The organism is Lentzea sp. NBC_00516, assembly GCF_036346835.1.
Taxonomy (GTDB): Bacteria; Actinomycetota; Actinomycetes; order Mycobacteriales; family Pseudonocardiaceae; genus Lentzea; species Lentzea sokolovensis.
This window is the reverse complement of the sequence record NZ_CP107840.1, coordinates 5,393,013-5,409,490: the sequence shown is the minus strand read 5'-3', so window position 1 is coordinate 5,409,490 and position 16,478 is coordinate 5,393,013. Positions and strand designations below refer to the sequence as shown.

14 protein-coding genes are annotated in these 16,478 nt (G+C 68.8%); 11 read left to right on the top strand and 3 right to left on the bottom strand.

What is annotated here, in order from left to right:
- Nucleotides 1-358 precede the first annotated feature (358 nt).
- Nucleotides 359-949: a GNAT family N-acetyltransferase gene (locus OG205_RS23890; RefSeq protein ID WP_330270317.1), complete on the bottom strand. Its 591-nt coding sequence runs from the start codon at nt 947-949 to the stop codon at nt 359-361.
- Between the two features lie 55 nt (nt 950-1,004).
- Here OG205_RS23890 and OG205_RS23885 point away from each other — a divergent pair, with 55 nt between their 5' ends.
- The 4 genes from OG205_RS23885 to OG205_RS23870 are packed head-to-tail and all read left to right on the top strand — an operon-like array spanning nt 1,005 to nt 5,537.
- Complete coding sequence (locus OG205_RS23885; RefSeq protein WP_330270316.1) at nt 1,005-1,919, top strand: ABC transporter ATP-binding protein; 915 nt, start codon at nt 1,005-1,007, stop codon at nt 1,917-1,919.
- A complete protein-coding gene (locus OG205_RS23880) occupies nt 1,919-2,692 on the top strand; it encodes an ABC transporter permease (protein WP_330270315.1) in 774 nt (257 codons plus the stop codon). Before OG205_RS23885 ends, OG205_RS23880 begins: the two co-directional genes overlap by 1 nt.
- Nucleotides 2,689-3,531 (top strand): ABC transporter permease, encoded by an 843-nt coding sequence (locus tag OG205_RS23875; RefSeq protein ID WP_330270314.1) that lies wholly within the window; start codon nt 2,689-2,691, stop codon nt 3,529-3,531. Before OG205_RS23880 ends, OG205_RS23875 begins: the two co-directional genes overlap by 4 nt.
- 44 nt (nt 3,532-3,575) lie before the next feature.
- Nucleotides 3,576-5,537 carry a TIGR03960 family B12-binding radical SAM protein gene (locus OG205_RS23870; RefSeq protein ID WP_330270313.1) on the top strand — a complete coding sequence of 654 codons (1,962 nt, stop codon included), beginning with the start codon at nt 3,576-3,578 and terminating at the stop codon, nt 5,535-5,537.
- Nucleotides 5,538-5,588: 51 nt separating this feature from the next.
- Here OG205_RS23870 and OG205_RS23865 read toward each other — a convergent pair whose 3' ends face one another.
- Nucleotides 5,589-6,986: a S8 family peptidase gene (locus tag OG205_RS23865; protein WP_330270312.1), complete on the bottom strand. Its 1,398-nt coding sequence runs from the start codon at nt 6,984-6,986 to the stop codon at nt 5,589-5,591.
- Nucleotides 6,987-7,222: 236 nt separating this feature from the next.
- Here OG205_RS23865 and OG205_RS23860 point away from each other — a divergent pair, with 236 nt between their 5' ends.
- The 7 genes from OG205_RS23860 to OG205_RS23830 all read left to right on the top strand — a co-directional run bounded on the left by OG205_RS23860 (nt 7,223) and on the right by OG205_RS23830 (nt 15,242).
- Nucleotides 7,223-7,948: a TIGR03936 family radical SAM-associated protein gene (locus tag OG205_RS23860; RefSeq protein WP_330270311.1), complete on the top strand. Its 726-nt coding sequence runs from the start codon at nt 7,223-7,225 to the stop codon at nt 7,946-7,948.
- Nucleotides 7,949-8,161: 213 nt separating this feature from the next.
- Nucleotides 8,162-11,161, top strand: coding sequence for a translation initiation factor IF-2 N-terminal domain-containing protein (locus tag OG205_RS23855; protein WP_330270310.1), 3,000 nt, complete (start codon nt 8,162-8,164; stop codon nt 11,159-11,161).
- 242 nt (nt 11,162-11,403) lie between these two features.
- On the top strand, nt 11,404-11,715 hold the full coding sequence (gene rplU / locus OG205_RS23850; RefSeq protein ID WP_319981676.1) for a 50S ribosomal protein L21: 312 nt from the start codon (nt 11,404-11,406) through the stop codon (nt 11,713-11,715).
- 14 nt (nt 11,716-11,729) lie between these two features.
- Nucleotides 11,730-11,987, top strand: coding sequence for a 50S ribosomal protein L27 (gene rpmA, locus OG205_RS23845; RefSeq protein ID WP_090071165.1), 258 nt, complete (start codon nt 11,730-11,732; stop codon nt 11,985-11,987).
- Between the two features lie 102 nt (nt 11,988-12,089).
- A complete protein-coding gene (obgE, locus tag OG205_RS23840; RefSeq protein ID WP_330270309.1) occupies nt 12,090-13,538 on the top strand; it encodes a GTPase ObgE in 1,449 nt (482 codons plus the stop codon).
- Nucleotides 13,539-13,542: 4 nt separating this feature from the next.
- On the top strand, nt 13,543-14,670 hold the full coding sequence (proB, locus tag OG205_RS23835) for a glutamate 5-kinase (protein WP_330270308.1): 1,128 nt from the start codon (nt 13,543-13,545) through the stop codon (nt 14,668-14,670).
- Nucleotides 14,671-14,843: 173 nt separating this feature from the next.
- Complete coding sequence (locus tag OG205_RS23830; protein WP_330270307.1) at nt 14,844-15,242, top strand: VOC family protein; 399 nt, start codon at nt 14,844-14,846, stop codon at nt 15,240-15,242.
- On the opposite strand, the gene OG205_RS23825 is transcribed toward OG205_RS23830, so the two are convergent.
- Complete coding sequence (locus tag OG205_RS23825) at nt 15,205-16,470, bottom strand: MFS transporter (protein ID WP_330270306.1); 1,266 nt, start codon at nt 16,468-16,470, stop codon at nt 15,205-15,207. The two genes, OG205_RS23830 and OG205_RS23825, sit on opposite strands and share 38 nt — an antisense overlap.
- Nucleotides 16,471-16,478: the final 8 nt, after the last annotated feature.

The window sequence follows — 16,478 nt, the reverse complement described above, 5'->3', positions numbered from 1 at the left end:
TTGCGGGCGTGGCCTTGCGCTGATTCCTGGGGCTCCGCCCCAGACCCCGCCAATCTGATCAAAAGCCGGGGTCCACGCCACCGGCAGGTTGATGGCACGCCTGTTGCTTTGGGCGGAGTTGCGTTGCGTAGTGGGGCGCGTTGGTGGGGTGGCTTCGTCACGAGTCGAGCCAAGAGCGGGCCACAGGCAGAAGGGGATGTCAAACGGACGAAAAGCGTGTCCGTTTGACATCCCCTTCTGCCTGCAGCAAGAGCTGTGGCACGACTCGTGACGAAGCCACCCCACCCTTAGCGCGCGGTAAAGACAGCTCGCCTTCGGCTTCGCGGGCGATCAGGTGCTTGCCATTTGTGCGCGCGGATCAAGCCCCTCGCCGTGGGCTGGCGCCCAGTCCACCCGCTGACGCGCCGTTCAGAGTGGTGCCCTCGGGGTAGCCGAGCGGCAGGTACATCCACACGTCGTCCCAGCGTTCCGTTCCTACGGCGATCGCGTTCGGCATGCGGCCGCATTCCTTGAAGCCCAAGGCTTCGTACAGTTCGATGGCGCCGTGGTTGTTGCCGCGTACGCCCAGCGAGAGGATCTCGAGTCCCTGGGCACGAGCGTTGGTGATCAGGCCCTCCACCACCAGCTTGCCCAGCCCCAGGCCTCGAGTTGAGGGGTGGGCCATGATCTGCTGGATTTCTGCGCGGTGCTGGAAGACGGCGGTTGAGCCTCGGCGCCACAGGCCCACGGCTCGCACTACGCCGTCCACGGTTGCGGTTACGAAGGCTGCGTTGTTGTCGCGGACCTGCTTCAGGACGGTGTCCAGCCAGGTCGAGATGCGTTCGTGGGTCGGCGGCTCGTGGTAGCCGACCGCGCCGCCTGCCGCTACTACGTCGTGCACGACTGTGTGGATCTCGGTGCGGAGGGTGTCGTCGGCTTCCGAGAGCCAGTGCAAGGTCGTCGTGGGCATGGGGCGATCGTAATTGCGTCGAGAATTGTCAGACCTGTTCGTTAACGTCGGGTGGGTGGACAACCTCGTTGAGGCCAAGGCTCTGACCAAGCACTTCGGGTCGTTCGAGGCCGTGCGCGGCATCGACGTCGAGGTGCGCAGAGGTGAGGCGTTCGGGTTTCTCGGGCCCAACGGGGCGGGGAAGTCGTCGACCATGCGGATGATCTCGTGCGTCTCCGGGCGGAGCGGGGGCGAGCTCAAGGTTCTCGGCATGGATCCGGCCACCCAAGGGCCGCAGATTCGGGCTCGGCTCGGGGTGGTGCCGCAGCTCGACAACCTTGACACCGAGCTGACTGTTCGGCAGAACCTGCAGACCTATGGGCGGTACTTCGGGATGTCGCGGCAGAAGTGCCGGGAGAAGGCCGAGGAGCTGCTCGAGTTCGCGCAGCTGGCCGACCGGGCCGATCACGAGGTCGAGCCGCTCAGTGGCGGGATGAAGAGAAGGCTCACGATCGCGCGGTCGCTGGTCAACGATCCGGAGTTGCTGCTGCTCGACGAGCCGACCACCGGATTGGATCCGCAGGCTCGCCATCTGTTGTGGGACAGGCTGTTCCGGCTGAAGCAGGACGGTGTCACGCTCATCATCACCACCCATTACATGGACGAGGCCGAGCAGCTGTGCGACCGGCTCGTGGTGATGGACGGCGGGCGGATCGCGGCTGAGGGGTCGCCCAGCGAGCTGATCAACCGGTACTCCACCAAAGAGGTGCTGGAGCTGCGGTTCCAGCCCGGCGCTGAGAAGCCGGATCTGGAGAGGTTCGCGGAACGGGTCGAGGTGCTGCCGGATCGGTTGCTGCTCTACACGCAGGACGGGGAGGCGACCCTCCAAAGAGTCCACGAGCACGGGGTCGCGCCGGTGCAGAGCCTGGTGCGGCGCAGTTCGCTGGAGGACGTGTTCCTGCGGCTCACCGGCCGGACGTTGGTGGACTGATGCAGACGCTCAGGGCCTCCTGGTTCGGCTTCGAGAAGCATTGGACGTGGTACCGGCGCAACTGGCGGGCCACGGTCGTGTCGAGCTTCCTGACGCCCGTGTTGTTCCTGCTCGCACTGGGGCTCGGGTTCGGGTCGCAGGTGCAGTCGACGGCGTTGATCGGCGGGATGCCGTATCTGGAGTACCTCGCGCCCGCGCTGGTCGTCGTCACGGCGTTGCAAGGGGCCACGTTCGAGTCGACGTACGCGATCATGTCGGCGTTTCTGTGGCAGAAGTCGTACGTCGGGATGGTGGCCACGCCGATCACGCCCGCGCAGGTGCTCTACGGGCAGATGTTGTGGATCGGGTCGCAGATGTTCGTGCGGTCCGCTGTGTTCGTGGGGATCGCGGTGGTGCTCGGTGCTGCGGCCGGGCCTGGGATTCTCGTGTCGATTCCGGTTGCGACGGTGGCGGCGCTGGCGTTCAGCGCGCCGTTGGTCGCCTACAGCGCGACGTTGGACAAGCCGGACGGCTTCACCACCATCTTCCGGTTCGTGATGATGCCGATGACGTTGTTCACCGGGGCGTTCTTCCCGGTCAGCCAGCTGCCGGACTGGCTGTTGCCGTTGGTGTGGCTGACGCCCGCGTGGCACGGCATCGAGCTCGCCAGAGGCACCACGTTCGGCACGATGGATCTCTTACCGGCGTTGGGGCACCTCGCGTACCTGACGGCGCTGACGGCCGCGGGTATCGCGCTCGGCGTGAAGTTCTTCCACCGGAGGCTGGCGGTATGACGCAGACCCTCGATCGCGAGAAGGCCGTGCCCGCCAGCGTGGGGCTGTTGTGGCGCGTGATTCCGCCGGGGCTCTACGGCGGCAAGGCGAGCATGCTCGTCGAACGGGCCGCGCTCGTGAACCGGCGCGCGTGGTTCGTGCTGGTCGGCGGGGCGTTCGAACCCGTGCTGTTCCTGTGGTCGCTGGGACTCGGGTTCGGGCAGATGGTGAACGCGGTGGCAGGGCCCGACGGGCGGCCGATCAGTTACGCGGCGTTCGTGGCGCCCGCGCTGCTGGCGGCGAGCGCGATGAACGGGGCCGTGTACGACGCGACGTTCAACGTGTTCTTCAAGTTCAAGTACGTGAAGCTGTACGACGCGATGCTCACGACGCCGATGGGGCCGATGGACATCGCGATCGGCGAGATCGCCTGGGCGCTCATCAGGGGCGGGCTGTACTCGGCCGGGTTCCTGGCCGTCATGCTCGGGATGGGGCTGATCTTCTCGCCGTGGGCGCTGCTGGCGTTGCCGGCGGCACTGCTGGTGGCGTTCGCGTTCGCCGCGGTGGGCATGGCGGCGACGACGTTCATGCGGTCGTGGCAGGACTTCGACCTCGTGCAACTCGCGGTGCTGCCGCTGTTCCTGTTCTCGACGACGTTCTACCCGCTGTCGGTCTACCCGGGCTGGTTGCAGACCGTGGTGACGTGGACGCCGCTCTACCACGCGATTGAACTGATGCGGGGCCTCACGCTGGGCGTTGTCGACTGGGGCATGCTCGGCCACGTCGCGTACTTCGCGGTGCTGGCGGCCGTCGGAACGGTGGTGGCGGCGCGCCGATTGGGCAAGTTGTTGCTGGACTGAGGCGCGATTCGGCCCAGCCACGTGAGGGCCGTTACTCTGGTCGTGTGAGTGTCGAGTCGATTTTCCCCAGGTTGGAGCCACTGCTGCCGCGGATCTCGAAGCCGGTGCAGTACGTCGGCGGGGAGCTCAACGCGACCGTCAAGGACTGGGACGCGGCGTCCGTGCGCTGGGCATTGATGTACCCCGACGCGTACGAGGTCGGGCTGCCCAACCAGGGCGTCATGATCCTTTACGAGATCCTCAACGAGCTGCCGGACGTGCTCGCCGAGCGCACCTACGCCGTGTGGCCGGACCTCGAGAAGCTCATGCGTGAGCACGACGTCCCGCAGTTCACGGTGGACGGTCACCGCCCGGTGAAGGCGTTCGACCTGATGGGCATCAGCTTCGCGACGGAGCTGGGCTACACGAACATGCTCACGGCGCTGGACCTCGCCGGCATCCCGCTGCACGCCGAGGACCGCACCGAGGACGACCCGATCGTGGTCGCCGGCGGGCACGCGGCGTTCAACCCCGAGCCGATCTCCGAGTTCGTGGACGCGGCGGTGCTGGGCGACGGCGAAGAGGCCGTCCTGGAGATCACCGAGATCGTCAGGGCGTGGAAGGCCGAGGGCAGCCCCGGCGGCCGCGACGAGGTGCTGACCAGGCTCGCCGAGACCGGCGGCGTGTACATCCCGCGCTTCTACGACGTGGAGTACCTGCCGGACGGCCGCATCCAGCGCGTCGTGCCGAACCGCGACAGGGTCCCGTTCCGCGTCTTCAAGCGCACCACGATGGACCTCGACGCGTGGCCGTACCCGAAGCAGCCGCTGGTGCCGCTCGCCGAGAGCGTCCACGAGCGGATGAGCGTCGAGATCTTCCGCGGCTGCACCCGCGGCTGCCGCTTCTGCCAGGCGGGCATGATCACCCGCCCGGTGCGCGAGCGGTCCATCGAGGGCATCGGCGCGATGGTCCAGAAGGGCCTGGCGGCGACCGGCTTCGAAGAGGTCGGCCTGCTCAGCCTGTCCAGTGCCGACCACAGCGAGATCGCCGAGATCACCAAGGGCCTCGCGGACCGCTACGAGGGCACGAACACGGGCCTGAGCCTGCCGAGCACCCGCGTCGACGCGTTCAACATCGATCTCGCGAACGAGTTGTCCCGCAACGGAAGGCGCTCGGGTCTCACCTTCGCGCCCGAGGGCGGCAGCGAGCGGATGCGCCGTGTCATCAACAAGATGGTGTCCGAAGAGGACCTCATCCGGACGGTGTCGGCCGCGTTCTCCAACGGCTGGCGGCAGGTGAAGCTCTACTTCATGTGCGGCCTCCCGACCGAGGAGGACGAGGACGTCCTGCAGATCGCGGAGATGGCGAAGAACGTCATCCGCGCGGGCAGGCAGGCCAGCGGCCGCAACGACGTCCGCTGCACCATCTCGATCGGCGGGTTCGTGCCCAAGCCGCACACGCCGTTCCAGTGGGCCCCGCAGTGCGACCCGGACGTGGTCGACGACCGTCTCCGCAAGCTCCGCGAGGCCGTCAACTCCGACCGCAGCCTCGGCCGCAACATCGGCATGCGCTACCACGACGGCAAGCCGAGCCTCATCGAAGGCCTGCTCAGCCGTGGTGACCGCCGCATCGGCAAGGTCATCGAGGCCGTGTGGCGCGACGGTGGCCGGTTCGACGGCTGGAGCGAGCACTTCTCCTACGACCGCTGGACCGCGAAGGCGTCGGAACAGCTGGAGCCGCTCGGCGTCGACCTCGCCTGGTACACCACCCGCGAGCGCGAGGAGCTGGAGGTCCTGCCCTGGGACCACCTCGACTCGGGCCTCGACAAGGAATGGCTCTGGGCCGACTGGCAGGACGCGCTCGACGGGCGCGAGCAGGACGACTGCCGCTGGACCCCGTGCTTCGACTGTGGTGTCTGCCCGGCGATGGGCACGGACATCGAAGTCGGTCCGACGGGCCGCAAGCTGCTGCCGATCTCCCCGGTCGGCGTCGGCTCGCCGGTGAAGAACCCCTCGCTCACGCCGTAGAGCAGCTTCACTGAACGAATAATCCGAGGTCAGGGCCCGCGAAAGCGGGCCCTACTTCGTGACGGCGGCCAGCGCGTCCACGAGTCCGTGGCCGTAGAACGAGTTGTACTCCGAGTACCCGGTGCAGAACGCGTCCTGCACACCCGTCCCGTTCAGGTCGTAGTCGCCGGGACAGGCCAGCGTCTCCGCCTGCGCGTTCAGCATGCGTCCCAGCGACACCGCGTCGGTCTCGGGATGCGTCGACGCGATCAGCGCCGCCACCCCGGTCGCGTGGGGAGTCGCCATCGACGTGCCGCACGAGTAGTCGTAGCCGGACGGCACGGTCGACAGCACGCAGCCGGTCGGCGTCCGGGGATCGCCGCCCGGTGCCGTCACGTCGATCGCGCCCAGCCCGTACGAGCTGTACCCGGCCTTGGTCTTGGTCGACTCGACCGCCGACACGCCCACCACGTTCTTGAGCTGCGCCGGAAGCACCACGCACGTCGAGTCCACCGGCCGCGTCTGCGCCTCGCCGTTGGTCGGCGACATCGAGTCGCGGCCCGGCCGGGACAGGTCCGCGCCGGCGTTTCCGGCGGCGGCGACCGTCAGCACGTTGCGCGAGGTCGCGTAGTCCACGGCACGTCGCACGGCCTCGTAGACGACGCGCTGACCAGGCTCGCTCTGGCACGTGAACAGGTACGGGTCGATGAAGTAGCTGTTGTTGGTGATCGTCATGTTCTGCGAGGCGGCCCACATGAAGCCGCACACCGCGTACTCGGGGTAGATGAACCCGTCGTCGTCCACGACCTTCACGGACGCGATGCGCACGCCCGGTGCGACGCCCGTGGTGCCGCGGCCGTCGTCAGCGGCGGCGATGGTGCCGGCGACGTGCGTGCCGTGGGCGGAGGTCGTCGGGATCCACGCGGACGGTGACGTGTCGGGCTTGCCGGTCAGGCAGCCGGCGGACAGTTCGGGGGCCAGCGCGCCCACGAGATCGGGGTGGCGGGCGTCGACGCCGGAGTCCAGGACGCCCACGACGACGGACTTGGAACCCGTCGTGATCTCGTGCGCGGCCGGCGCCTTGATGAGATCCATGTCCCATTGTTCGGCCGAGCGCACGCCTGAGGGCCGGAACAGCTCCGTGTCGTCCTTCTTCCGCTTCACCGACCGCTTGGCGATGCTCTCGCCCTGGGCGCTGTACGCGCGCTCCGGGCCGATCAGCCTGAGGAAGCCGGGGTCGGGAGAAGTGGCCACCGCGACCGAGATCTGCGGGTAGTAGACGGTGGTCAGGCCGCACGCCTCCGTGATCTCCGCGTTCGCCGCCTCAGCGGGCGTGGACTGCGGAAACACCACCAGGTAGCGCAGCAGCGGACCGGGCTGGATGCAGGACTGGGCCTCGGGTGCGGGGTCCGGTTCCGCGCCGGCCGGCAGGGATGCCGCCAGACACCCGGCGACGAGCAGTGCGGTCATCGCCGCCGCTCGAGCGCGGTGGGGCAGAGGCACCAGGGACCTCCAGTCGGCAGGGCGTCCAGTCAGCCGGACCGTAGCCACGCGCAACGATCTAGACAAGCTGAACGTTCTGAATCAGGTTCACGGTACCGTCCTACTGGACGAACAGCCTGCGCCGATGGGACCGCTCACCCGTCGGAACACCAAGGGGAGCACCGCTGAGCCGCAACCTGCCCAACAACCCGTCGGCCGTCGCCGTGCAGAAACTGCGCCTTCGCTACACCAAGCGGGGGAGGCTGCGTTTCACTTCGCACCGCGACATCGCTCGCACGTTCGAACGTGCGCTGCGCAGGGCAGGCGTACCCATGGCGTACTCGCAGGGGTTCAGCCCTCACCCGAAGGTGTCGTGGGTCGGCGCCGCGCCGACCGGTGTCGCCAGCGAGGCCGAGTACGTCGAGGTGTCGGTGGTCGAGGAGCTCGACCCGGAGGCGCTCAAGATCGCGCTCGACGAGGCGTTGCCACCCGGCATCGACGTCGTCGACATCGTCCAGGCGCGCGGTGGCAACCTCACCGAGCGCATCGACGCGAGCGAATGGCGGATCGAGCTCGACGGTGTCGAGCCCGATGAGCTCGCGAAGGCGGTGAGCGTCTTCCTCGCGGCCGAGTCCGTGGAGGTCGAGCGGCTCACCAAGAACGGCACGAAGATGCTCGACGTGCGGCCCGCCGTCGTGTCAGCGCTGGTCGAACCACGTTCGAGCGACGCCGGACACGATGACACCGCTTTGTCACGACCGTGTGGGATACTCATGACGGTTGTACGGCAGGTAACGCCTACCGTGCGACCCGACGACGTGCTGAATGCGCTTCGCGTCGTGGCCGATCTCGTGCCCCCGGTACCTGCGAGAGCAACCCGGATGGCGCAGGGAAGGCTCGACGGCGAGGGCAGGCTGGTGGACCCGCTCCAGCAGGACAGAGAGTCCTGACGAGCGCTGGGAACGTCAACCGTGACGCGCAAACAGGAGGAGCGGCGCTGACAGCGGCGTCGTCGTGGGACCTGCGCAAGCGTTCGCCCAGTGAGGCGCCACGCCACTGCGCGCATGGCAAGGATTCCCGCCGCGAGCAGCGGTGGAGAGAGACAAGAGAGGCCCCTGCGCGGCCGCGTCCTCACGGGACGCGCCCGGGGGTGGAGGAGCTGCATGTCGAACAAGGACAAGCCTGCCGGTGTCACCGGCGGGCAGGGCGTGGTTGCCGCACGCCCTGAACTGGCGGACCTGCCGGACAAGTTGCGGGTCCATGCTCTGGCGAAACTGCTGGACGTCAGCAGCAAGGACGTGATGACGGCGCTGGCGGACCTCGGTGAGGTCCCCAAGAGCGCGCAGTCGAGCGTCAGCCGCGACGTCGCGCTGAAGGTCGCCGAAACGCTCGTCGACTGGGACGACGTGGTCACCGGTGAGGTCACCGAGGACTACGAGGCGCCCGCGATCCCGGCGTTCGAGGCACCGGCGCTCGCGCCGATCTTCGCCGCGCCGAGCGCGGTGTTCCTGCCTCCCCAGCCGATCGAACGGCCGAAGGCCCCGCCCTCGCCGTTCGTCGTCGAGGAGGAGCCGGTCGCCGAGGAGAAGTCCGTCGGCGAGATCGCCGCGGACGAGCTCGAGGCAGCCGAAGCCGCCGAGACCGACGCCGAGGCGGACGGTGACGACGAGGCGGACAGCCGTCGCCGGCGCCGCCGTGGCCGCCGTGGCCGAGGCCGCGGCAAGGGCACGGACGCCGAGGGCGGCGAGGAGGGTGACGAGGCTGCGGCCGAGGACGCCTCCGAGCCCGCCGAGAGCGACGACGCCGCCGAGGCCGAGGACGAGGGTGACGAGAGCTCGACCCGTCGCCGCCGTCGTCGCCGTCGCCGCAAGACCGGCGCGGAGGACGAGGTCACGTCCGAGGACGACCCGCCGAACACGGTCGTGCACGTCCGCGAGACGCGGGACGCGCGCGACGACAAGGCCGACTCCGAGGCCGCGCAGAGCGAGGTGCGCAGCATCCGCGGCTCGACGCGCCTGGAGGCCAAGCGCCAGCGCCGTCGTGACGGTCGCGAGGCCGGCCGCCGCCGCGCCCCGGTGCTGACCGAGGCCGAGTTCCTGGCCCGCCGCGAGGCCGTGGCCCGCACGATGGTCGTCCGCGAGCGCGGCGACCGCACCCAGATCGGCGTGCTGGAAGACGGCGTGCTGGTCGAGCACTTCGTCACGTCGTCGGGCTCCGGCTCGATCGTGGGCAACGTCTACCTCGGCCGCGTGCAGAACGTGCTGCCGAGCATGGAAGCCGCGTTCATCGACATCGGCCGCGGCCGCAACGCCGTGCTCTACGCCGGTGAGGTCGACTGGGACGCCGCCGGTCTCGAGGGCAAGTCCCGCAAGATCGAGCAGGCGCTCTCCAGTGGCGACAGCGTGCTCGTCCAGGTCACCAAGGACCCGGTCGGCCACAAGGGCGCCCGCCTCACCACGCAGATCAGCCTCCCCGGCCGCTTCCTCGTCTACGTGCCGGGCGGCGGTGCCACCGGCATCAGCCGCAAGCTGCCGGACAACGAGCGCAAGCGCCTCAAGGACATCCTCAAGCGCGTCGTCCCCGAGGATGCCGGTGTGATCATCCGCACCGCGTCCGAAGGCATCGTCGAGGAGGAGCTGGGCCGCGACGTCACGCGTCTGCAGGCTCAGTGGAAGGTCATCAAGGAGAAGTCCGCCAGCACCTCCACCAAGGCGCCGACGCTTCTGTACGAAGAGCCGGACCTGCTGGTGAAGGTCGTCCGCGACCTGTTCACCGAGGACTTCGCCCAGCTCGTCGTCCAAGGCGACGAGGCGTGGGAGGTCATCGACTCGTACGTCCGCCACGTGGCGCCGGACCTGCAGGACCGCCTGAAGAAGCACGTCGGCAACAACGACGCGTTCGTCGAGTACCGCATCGACGAGCAGCTGATGAAGGCGCTCGACCGCAAGGTCTGGCTGCCCTCGGGTGGCTACCTGATCATCGACCGCACCGAGGCGATGACGGTCATCGACGTCAACACCGGCAAGTTCACCGGTTCCGGCGGCAACCTCGAAGAGACCGTCACGCGCAACAACCTGGAGTCGGCGGAGGAGATCGTCCGCCAGCTCCGGCTGCGCGACATCGGCGGCATCATCGTCATCGACTTCATCGACATGGTCCTGGAGTCGAACCGCGACCTGGTGCTGCGCCGCCTGACCGAGTGCCTCGGCCGCGACCGCACGCGTCACCAGGTCGCCGAGGTCACCTCGCTGGGTCTCGTGCAGATGACGCGCAAGCGGGTCGGTACCGGCCTGCTCGAGGCGTTCAGCCAGACCTGTGAGCACTGCCGCGGCCGTGGCGTCGTCGTGTCCACCGAGCCCGTGCACTCGCACGGCGGTGGCAACGGTGGCGGCCAGCCGCAGCAGCCGCAGCCGCAGCAGCAGAGCGGTGGCCGCAAGTCGCGCCGCAACAAGGGTGGCGGCGAGCAGGCGGCCGAGACCACCGAGGTCGTCGAGGCGTCCGTCGAGGCGCCCGAGGCCCCGGTCGAGCCCGAGATCGTCGAACCCGGCGAGCCCGAGGACACCTCCGAGGACGTGGTCGCGGCCGACCAGGAGCACGAGGCCCACGGCCGTCGTCGCCGTCGTCGCCGTGGCCGCGACAAGGAGCCGCAGGCCGTGGTCGACGCGGTCGCGGTCGACGAGCAGGCGCTCAACGGTCACGTGCCGCACGAGGTCGCGGAGGACCCGGCTCCCGTCGAACTCGAGCCCGTCGTCACCGACGCCGAGCCCGAGGTGATCGAGGAGACGGCCGAGGAGCTCGTCGAACCGATCGCCGAAGAGGCGCCGGTCGAGGTCGCGAGGCCGCTCGTGACGGGACGCATCGGTTCGCAGAGGCCCGTGCAGGTGGCCGAGCCCGAGCTGGAGCCCGTGGCCGCCCCGCAGCCGGTCTCCGCGCCCGAGCCCGTCGCCGCGGCCCCGGTGGCCGCTGCGGAGCCCCCCGCGGCACGTCCGCGGCGTCGTGCCGCCAAGCGCGCCGCCGGTGCCCCCGCCGCGGAGGCGCCCGCGCCGATCGTCGTCGAGGTGCCCAAGCAGCCCGAGGTCCAGATGCCCGCACCGGTGGTCACCACCACCCGCAGGCGCCGCGCCGTGTCGCGGCCCGCGGGACCGCCGGTCCAGGAGGACTGACGCGAATGAAGTGAGAACCGGGGTCGCCTGCGGGCGGCCCCGGTTTTCGCTTGTGAGGGACCGCACAGCCTGCGGGAACGTGATCAGGGCACCCCAGTTTGCTCCGGCAGTACCCACTCCCGTAACCTTGTGGACGGCCCGCCATCCGACGGGTCCTGTCGTGTGCCCCCTCTGCTGTTTTCCTTCGCAGACGGGTTGGCGCATGGCCCGTCACCATCGAGTAGCAGGAGACTTCCGTCCTGATGTACGCGATCGTCAAGACCGGCGGCAAGCAGTACAAGGTCGCTGTCGGCGACATCGTCGAGGTCGAGAAGCTCGAGGGCGAGCCGGGCACCGAAATCTCCCTCCAGGCGCTGCTCGTGGTCGACGGCACCGACGTCACCGCAGACGCGGCGTCCCTGGAGAAGTTCTCGGTTACCGGCAAGCTGGTCGAGCACACCAAGGGCCCGAAGATTCGCATCCACAAGTTCAAGAACAAGACCGGCTACCACAAGCGACAGGGTCACAGGCAGAAGCTGACCCGCGTCGAGGTCACCGGCATCACCGGTAAGTGAGGACCTGACTTCTCATGGCACACAAAAAGGGTGCGTCCAGTTCCCGCAACGGCCGTGACTCCAACGCTCAGTACCTGGGCGTGAAGCGGTACGGCGGTCAGGTCGTCAAGGCCGGCGAGATCCTGATCCGCCAGCGCGGCACCAAGTTCCACCCCGGCGTCGGCGTCGGCATCGGCAAGGACGACACGTTGTTCGCCCTGCTGCCCGGTGCGGTGGAGTTCGGTTCGAAGCGCGGTCGCAAGACCGTCAACATCGTTCCGGTCGCGGTCTGAGGACCGTTTCCGCAACGTAGTTAGACCTCTGCGAGGGGCGGGCCCGGTCATCCGGCCCCGCCCCTCGTTGTTTGTCCAAGTCTTTTGAGAGGAAGTATTTCCGTGGCCCGCTTCGTAGACCGGGTGGTGATCCACGCTGCCGCCGGCAACGGGGGCAACGGTTGTGCTTCAGTGCACCGCGAGAAGTTCAAGCCCCTCGGCGGCCCTGACGGTGGCAACGGGGGTCGCGGCGGCAACGTCGTCCTCGTCGTCGACTCGCAGGTGCACACCCTGCTGGACTTCCACTTCCACCCGCACGCCTCCGCCACCAGCGGCAAGTCCGGCGCCGGTGCGAACCGCGACGGCGCGAACGGTGAAGACCTGATCCTGCGCGTCCCGGACGGCACCGTCGTGCTGACCGAGGCAGGCGACGTCGTCGCGGACCTCGTCGGCGAGGGCACGCAGCTCATCGCCGCCGGTGGTGGCCGTGGTGGCCTCGGCAACGCCTCGCTCGCGTCCAGGGCCCGCAAGGCCCCCGGTTTCGCGCTGCTCGGTGAGCCGGGCGAGACGCGCGACCTGGTGCTGGAACTCAAGTCCGTCGCGGACGTCGGCCTGCTCGGCTTCCCGTCGGCCGGCAAGTCGTCGCTGATCTCGGTGCTGTCCGCGGCCAAGCCGAAGATCGCCGACTACCCGTTCACGACGCTGGTCCCGAACCTCGGCGTGATCACCGCGGGCGAGACCATCTTCACGATGGCGGACGTCCCCGGCCTGATCCCCGGTGCGTCGCAGGGCAAGGGCCTCGGCCTCGACTTCCTGCGCCACATCGAGCGCACCGCCGTTCTCGCGCACGTCGTCGACTGCGCGACGTACGAGCCGGGCCGCGACCCGATCGCGGACATCGACGCGCTGGAGAAGGAACTCGCGGAGTACACCCCGTCGCTCGGCGGCAACTTCGAGGACCGCCCGCGCGTGGTCATCCTCAACAAGGTCGACATCCCGGACGCCCAGGACCTCGCCGACATCGTCCGTCCCGAGATCGAGGCCCGCGGCCTGCCGGTCTTCGAGGTGTCGGCCGTGACCCGCCAGGGCCTGCGCGAGCTGACGTTCAAGCTGGCCGAGGTCGTGCGCGAGTACCGCGCCGCCCAGCCGAAGAAGGAATCGACCCGAATCGTCCTGCGGCCGACCGCCGTCGACGACCAGGGCTTCACCGTGATCGAGGACCCCTCGGTCGAGGGTGGCTTCATCGTCAAGGGCGAACGCCCCGAGCGCTGGATCCGCCAGACCGACTTCTCCAACGACGAAGCCGTCGGTTACCTCGCGGACCGCCTCAACAGGCTGGGTGTCGAGGAAAAGCTCGTGAAGATGGGCGCGGTCCCCGGCTGCCAGGTCACCATCGGCGACCTGATCTTCGACTGGGAACCGAGCACCCCGGCCGGCATCGCGATGACGATGTCCGGGCGTGGCACGGACATCCGTTTCGAGAACAACGACCGCATCGGCGCCCACGAGCGCAAGGCCCTGAAGAAGGCCCGCCGCGCGCCCGGTGATTACGGTGATCTCAGCGAGGAGTAACACAGTGACGGCCCCCGTGGTCTCACAAGCTCGAAACGCGGTGGCTTCGGCGAACCGCATCGTGGTCAAGGTCGGTTCTTCTTCTTTGACCACGGCGGAAGGTGGCCTCGACCCGGCGCGCTTGGACGCGCTGGTCGACGCCCTCGCCGCTCGTGCCGCGGCAGGCAGCCAGGTCGTGCTCGTGTCCTCCGGTGCGATCGCCGCTGGTCTCGCGCCGTTGAAGCTGTCCCGCCGCCCGCGCGACCTCGCCACCCAGCAGGCCGCCGCGAGCGTCGGGCAGCTGACTCTCGCGCACGCCTACGCGAACTCGTTCGGCCGCTACTCGTTGACGGTCGGCCAGGTTCTGCTGACCGCCGACGACGTGGTGCGCCGCGCCCATTACCGCAACGCCCAGCGCACGTTCTCGCGTCTGCTGGCTCTCGGCGCGGTCCCGGTCGTGAACGAGAACGACACCGTTGCCACCGAAGAGATCCGCTTCGGCGACAACGACCGTCTCGCGGCCCTGGTAGCGCACCTCGTCGGCGCAGACGCGTTGTTCCTGCTGTCGGACGTGGACGCTCTCTACTCGGGCGACCCGCGCAAGCCGGGGGCCGTCCGCATCTCCGAGGTCGCGTCAGCGTCCGATGTGGACGGTGTGCAGGCCGGAACCGTCGGTGCGTCCGGCCTCGGCACCGGCGGCATGGCCTCCAAACTCGCCGCAGCCCGCCTCGCCTCGTCGGCGGGCATCCCGGTGCTGCTGACCGGTTCCGCCGAGGCCGGTCGTGCGCTGACCACCGCCGACGTCGGCACCGCGTTCGCCGCCACGGGTTCGCGGCTCACCGCCCGCCGCTTCTGGCTCGGCTACGCCACCGACGCCAACGGCCGCCTGCACCTCGACGACGGCGCGGTCGCCGCGGTCGTGGGCAGGCGTCGTTCGCTGCTGGCCGCCGGAATCACCGGTGTGGAAGGCGACTTCGAGGCAGGCGACGTCGTGGAGCTGGTCAGCCTGGCCGGCGAGGTCGTGGCCCGCGGCGTGGTCGGTTACGACGCGGCGGAGTTGCCGTCGTTGATAGGCCGCAAGACCCACGACCTGCCGGAGGAGCAGCGCCGCGAAGTCGTGCACGCGGACGACTTGGTGCCACTGCATCGTTAGGGCCTGTATCGGAGTCTGGTCCGCGATAGCCGGGCCCGAGGCGGCCCCTGGCGGCACGGCCGGACGGCCCACATACAACACCGGTATGCGGGCCGTCCGGCCGCACCACCAGAAACCACCTCAAGCGCGACTCTCATCGAACCAGACTCCGATACAGGCCCTAATGTCGGTGCATGGCACGGATGCACGATGTCGTCATCGACTGCGCTCATCCCGCGTCGCTCGCCCGGTTCTGGGCGCAGGCGCTCGACGACCACGAGATCGCCCCGTACGACGAGGCCGAGCTGGCGCGGCTGAGCGCCATCGGGATCGACGACCCCGAGGACGACCCGTCGGTGCTGCTCGACGGGTCACCGCGGTTCTTCTTCACCCGCGTGCCGGAGCCGAAGACGGTGAAGAACCGGGTGCACGTCGACCTGTGGTGCGACGACGTCGAGGCCGAGGTGGCGCGGCTCGTCGAAGTCGGTGCCTCGGTGGTGAGCCGCGACGGCGTCTGGTTCGTGCTGACCGATCCCGAAGGCAACGAGTTCTGCCTCAGCTCAACCGAACACCCTTTGTCTCCGGAAGCGTGAGGACGACGAGGAACGTGATCACCGCGCTGACCGCGACGTACCAGAAGAAGACGGTGCCGCCCACGGCCTGGATGACCAGCGGGGCGGTGCCGCCGAACACCGCGACGGTCAGGTTGTACCAAGCGCCGATGCCGAGCCCGCGCAGTTCGGTCGGGAACAGCTCGCTCATGATCGCGGGTGCGATCGACGTGATCGCCGTGTAGAGCCCGAGCCCCACGGCGAACACGATCACGAGGTTCGTCAGGCCGGGTTTGACCAGGCTCGACAGCGGCACCACCAGCAACGCCATCGCCGCCGACCACACGAGCATCTGCGGTTTGCGGCCGTAGCGGTCGGCCATCCACCCCATCGGGTACTGCAACGCGATGAACACGACCGTGCCGATCGACAGCGCCAGGAACACGTCGATGTCGTTGACGCCCTTGGTCTTCACCGCGAACGGCGTCAGCGCGCTGAAGAACGTGTAGAAGCTCAGCGTCGAGAGCAGCGTGATGCCGATGAGCTGCCCGACGGCCTTGGGATGCTCCTTGAGGGTCATCATCAACGGGTTGCGCAGGCTCTCGGCCTTGGCCTTGTTCTCCTCGAACTGGTCGGTCTCCTTGAGTTCCCGCCGCAGCCACAGTCCGATCAGGCCGAGCACGCCGCCGATCAGGAACGGCACACGCCACCCGTAGGAGGCCATCGCGGCCTTGTCGAGGTTGCGCGACAGGAAGAACCCGAGCAGCGACGCGATCAGCACCGCCGCGCCCGTCGAGATGTAGAAGAACGACGAGTAGCGGCCGCGGTGTGTTGCGGGCGCGATCTCCGCTAGGTACGCCGACGCGTTGGACACCTCGCCGCCCAGCGCCATGCCCTGCGCGATGCGCGCGAGCACCAGCAGCGCCGGGGAGAGCCAGCCGACCTGCTCGAACGTCGGCAGCAGTCCGATCGCGACCGAGCCGCCGGACATCAGCACGATGGTGAAGATCATCGCGGTGCGGCGGCCCTTCAGGTCCGCGAACCGGCCGAGCAGATAGCCGCCGAGGGGTCGGAAGAAGAAGGCGAGCGCGAACGTGGCGAACGTACTCAGCAGCGCGGCGGTCTCGTTGCCGGAGGGGAAGATCTGCGTCGCGAAGTAGATGCTGAACGCTGTGTAGATCCCCCAATCGAACCACTCCACTGCGTTGCCGGCGCTTGACGCGACAAGCGTGCGTACGGGCAGTCGATGCGTCTCCGAAGTAACCGCCATAGAGGCAC

Bases quoted from the DNA above. Each gene is read 5' to 3' on its own strand.
- OG205_RS23890 (WP_330270317.1), bottom strand. From the start codon at position 949: ATGCCCACGACGACCTTGCACTGGCTCTCGGAAGCCGACGACACCCTC.
- OG205_RS23880 (WP_330270315.1), top strand. From the start codon at position 1,919: ATGCAGACGCTCAGGGCCTCCTGGTTCGGCTTCGAGAAGCATTGGACG.
- OG205_RS23875 (WP_330270314.1), top strand. From the start codon at position 2,689: ATGACGCAGACCCTCGATCGCGAGAAGGCCGTGCCCGCCAGCGTGGGG.
- OG205_RS23865 (WP_330270312.1), bottom strand. From the start codon at position 6,986: ATGACCGCACTGCTCGTCGCCGGGTGTCTGGCGGCATCCCTGCCGGCC.
- OG205_RS23855 (WP_330270310.1), top strand. From the start codon at position 8,162: ATGTCGAACAAGGACAAGCCTGCCGGTGTCACCGGCGGGCAGGGCGTG.
- rplU (WP_319981676.1), top strand. From the start codon at position 11,404: ATGTACGCGATCGTCAAGACCGGCGGCAAGCAGTACAAGGTCGCTGTC.
- rpmA (WP_090071165.1), top strand. From the start codon at position 11,730: ATGGCACACAAAAAGGGTGCGTCCAGTTCCCGCAACGGCCGTGACTCC.
- OG205_RS23830 (WP_330270307.1), top strand. From the start codon at position 14,844: ATGGCACGGATGCACGATGTCGTCATCGACTGCGCTCATCCCGCGTCG.
- OG205_RS23825 (WP_330270306.1), bottom strand. From the start codon at position 16,470: ATGGCGGTTACTTCGGAGACGCATCGACTGCCCGTACGCACGCTTGTC.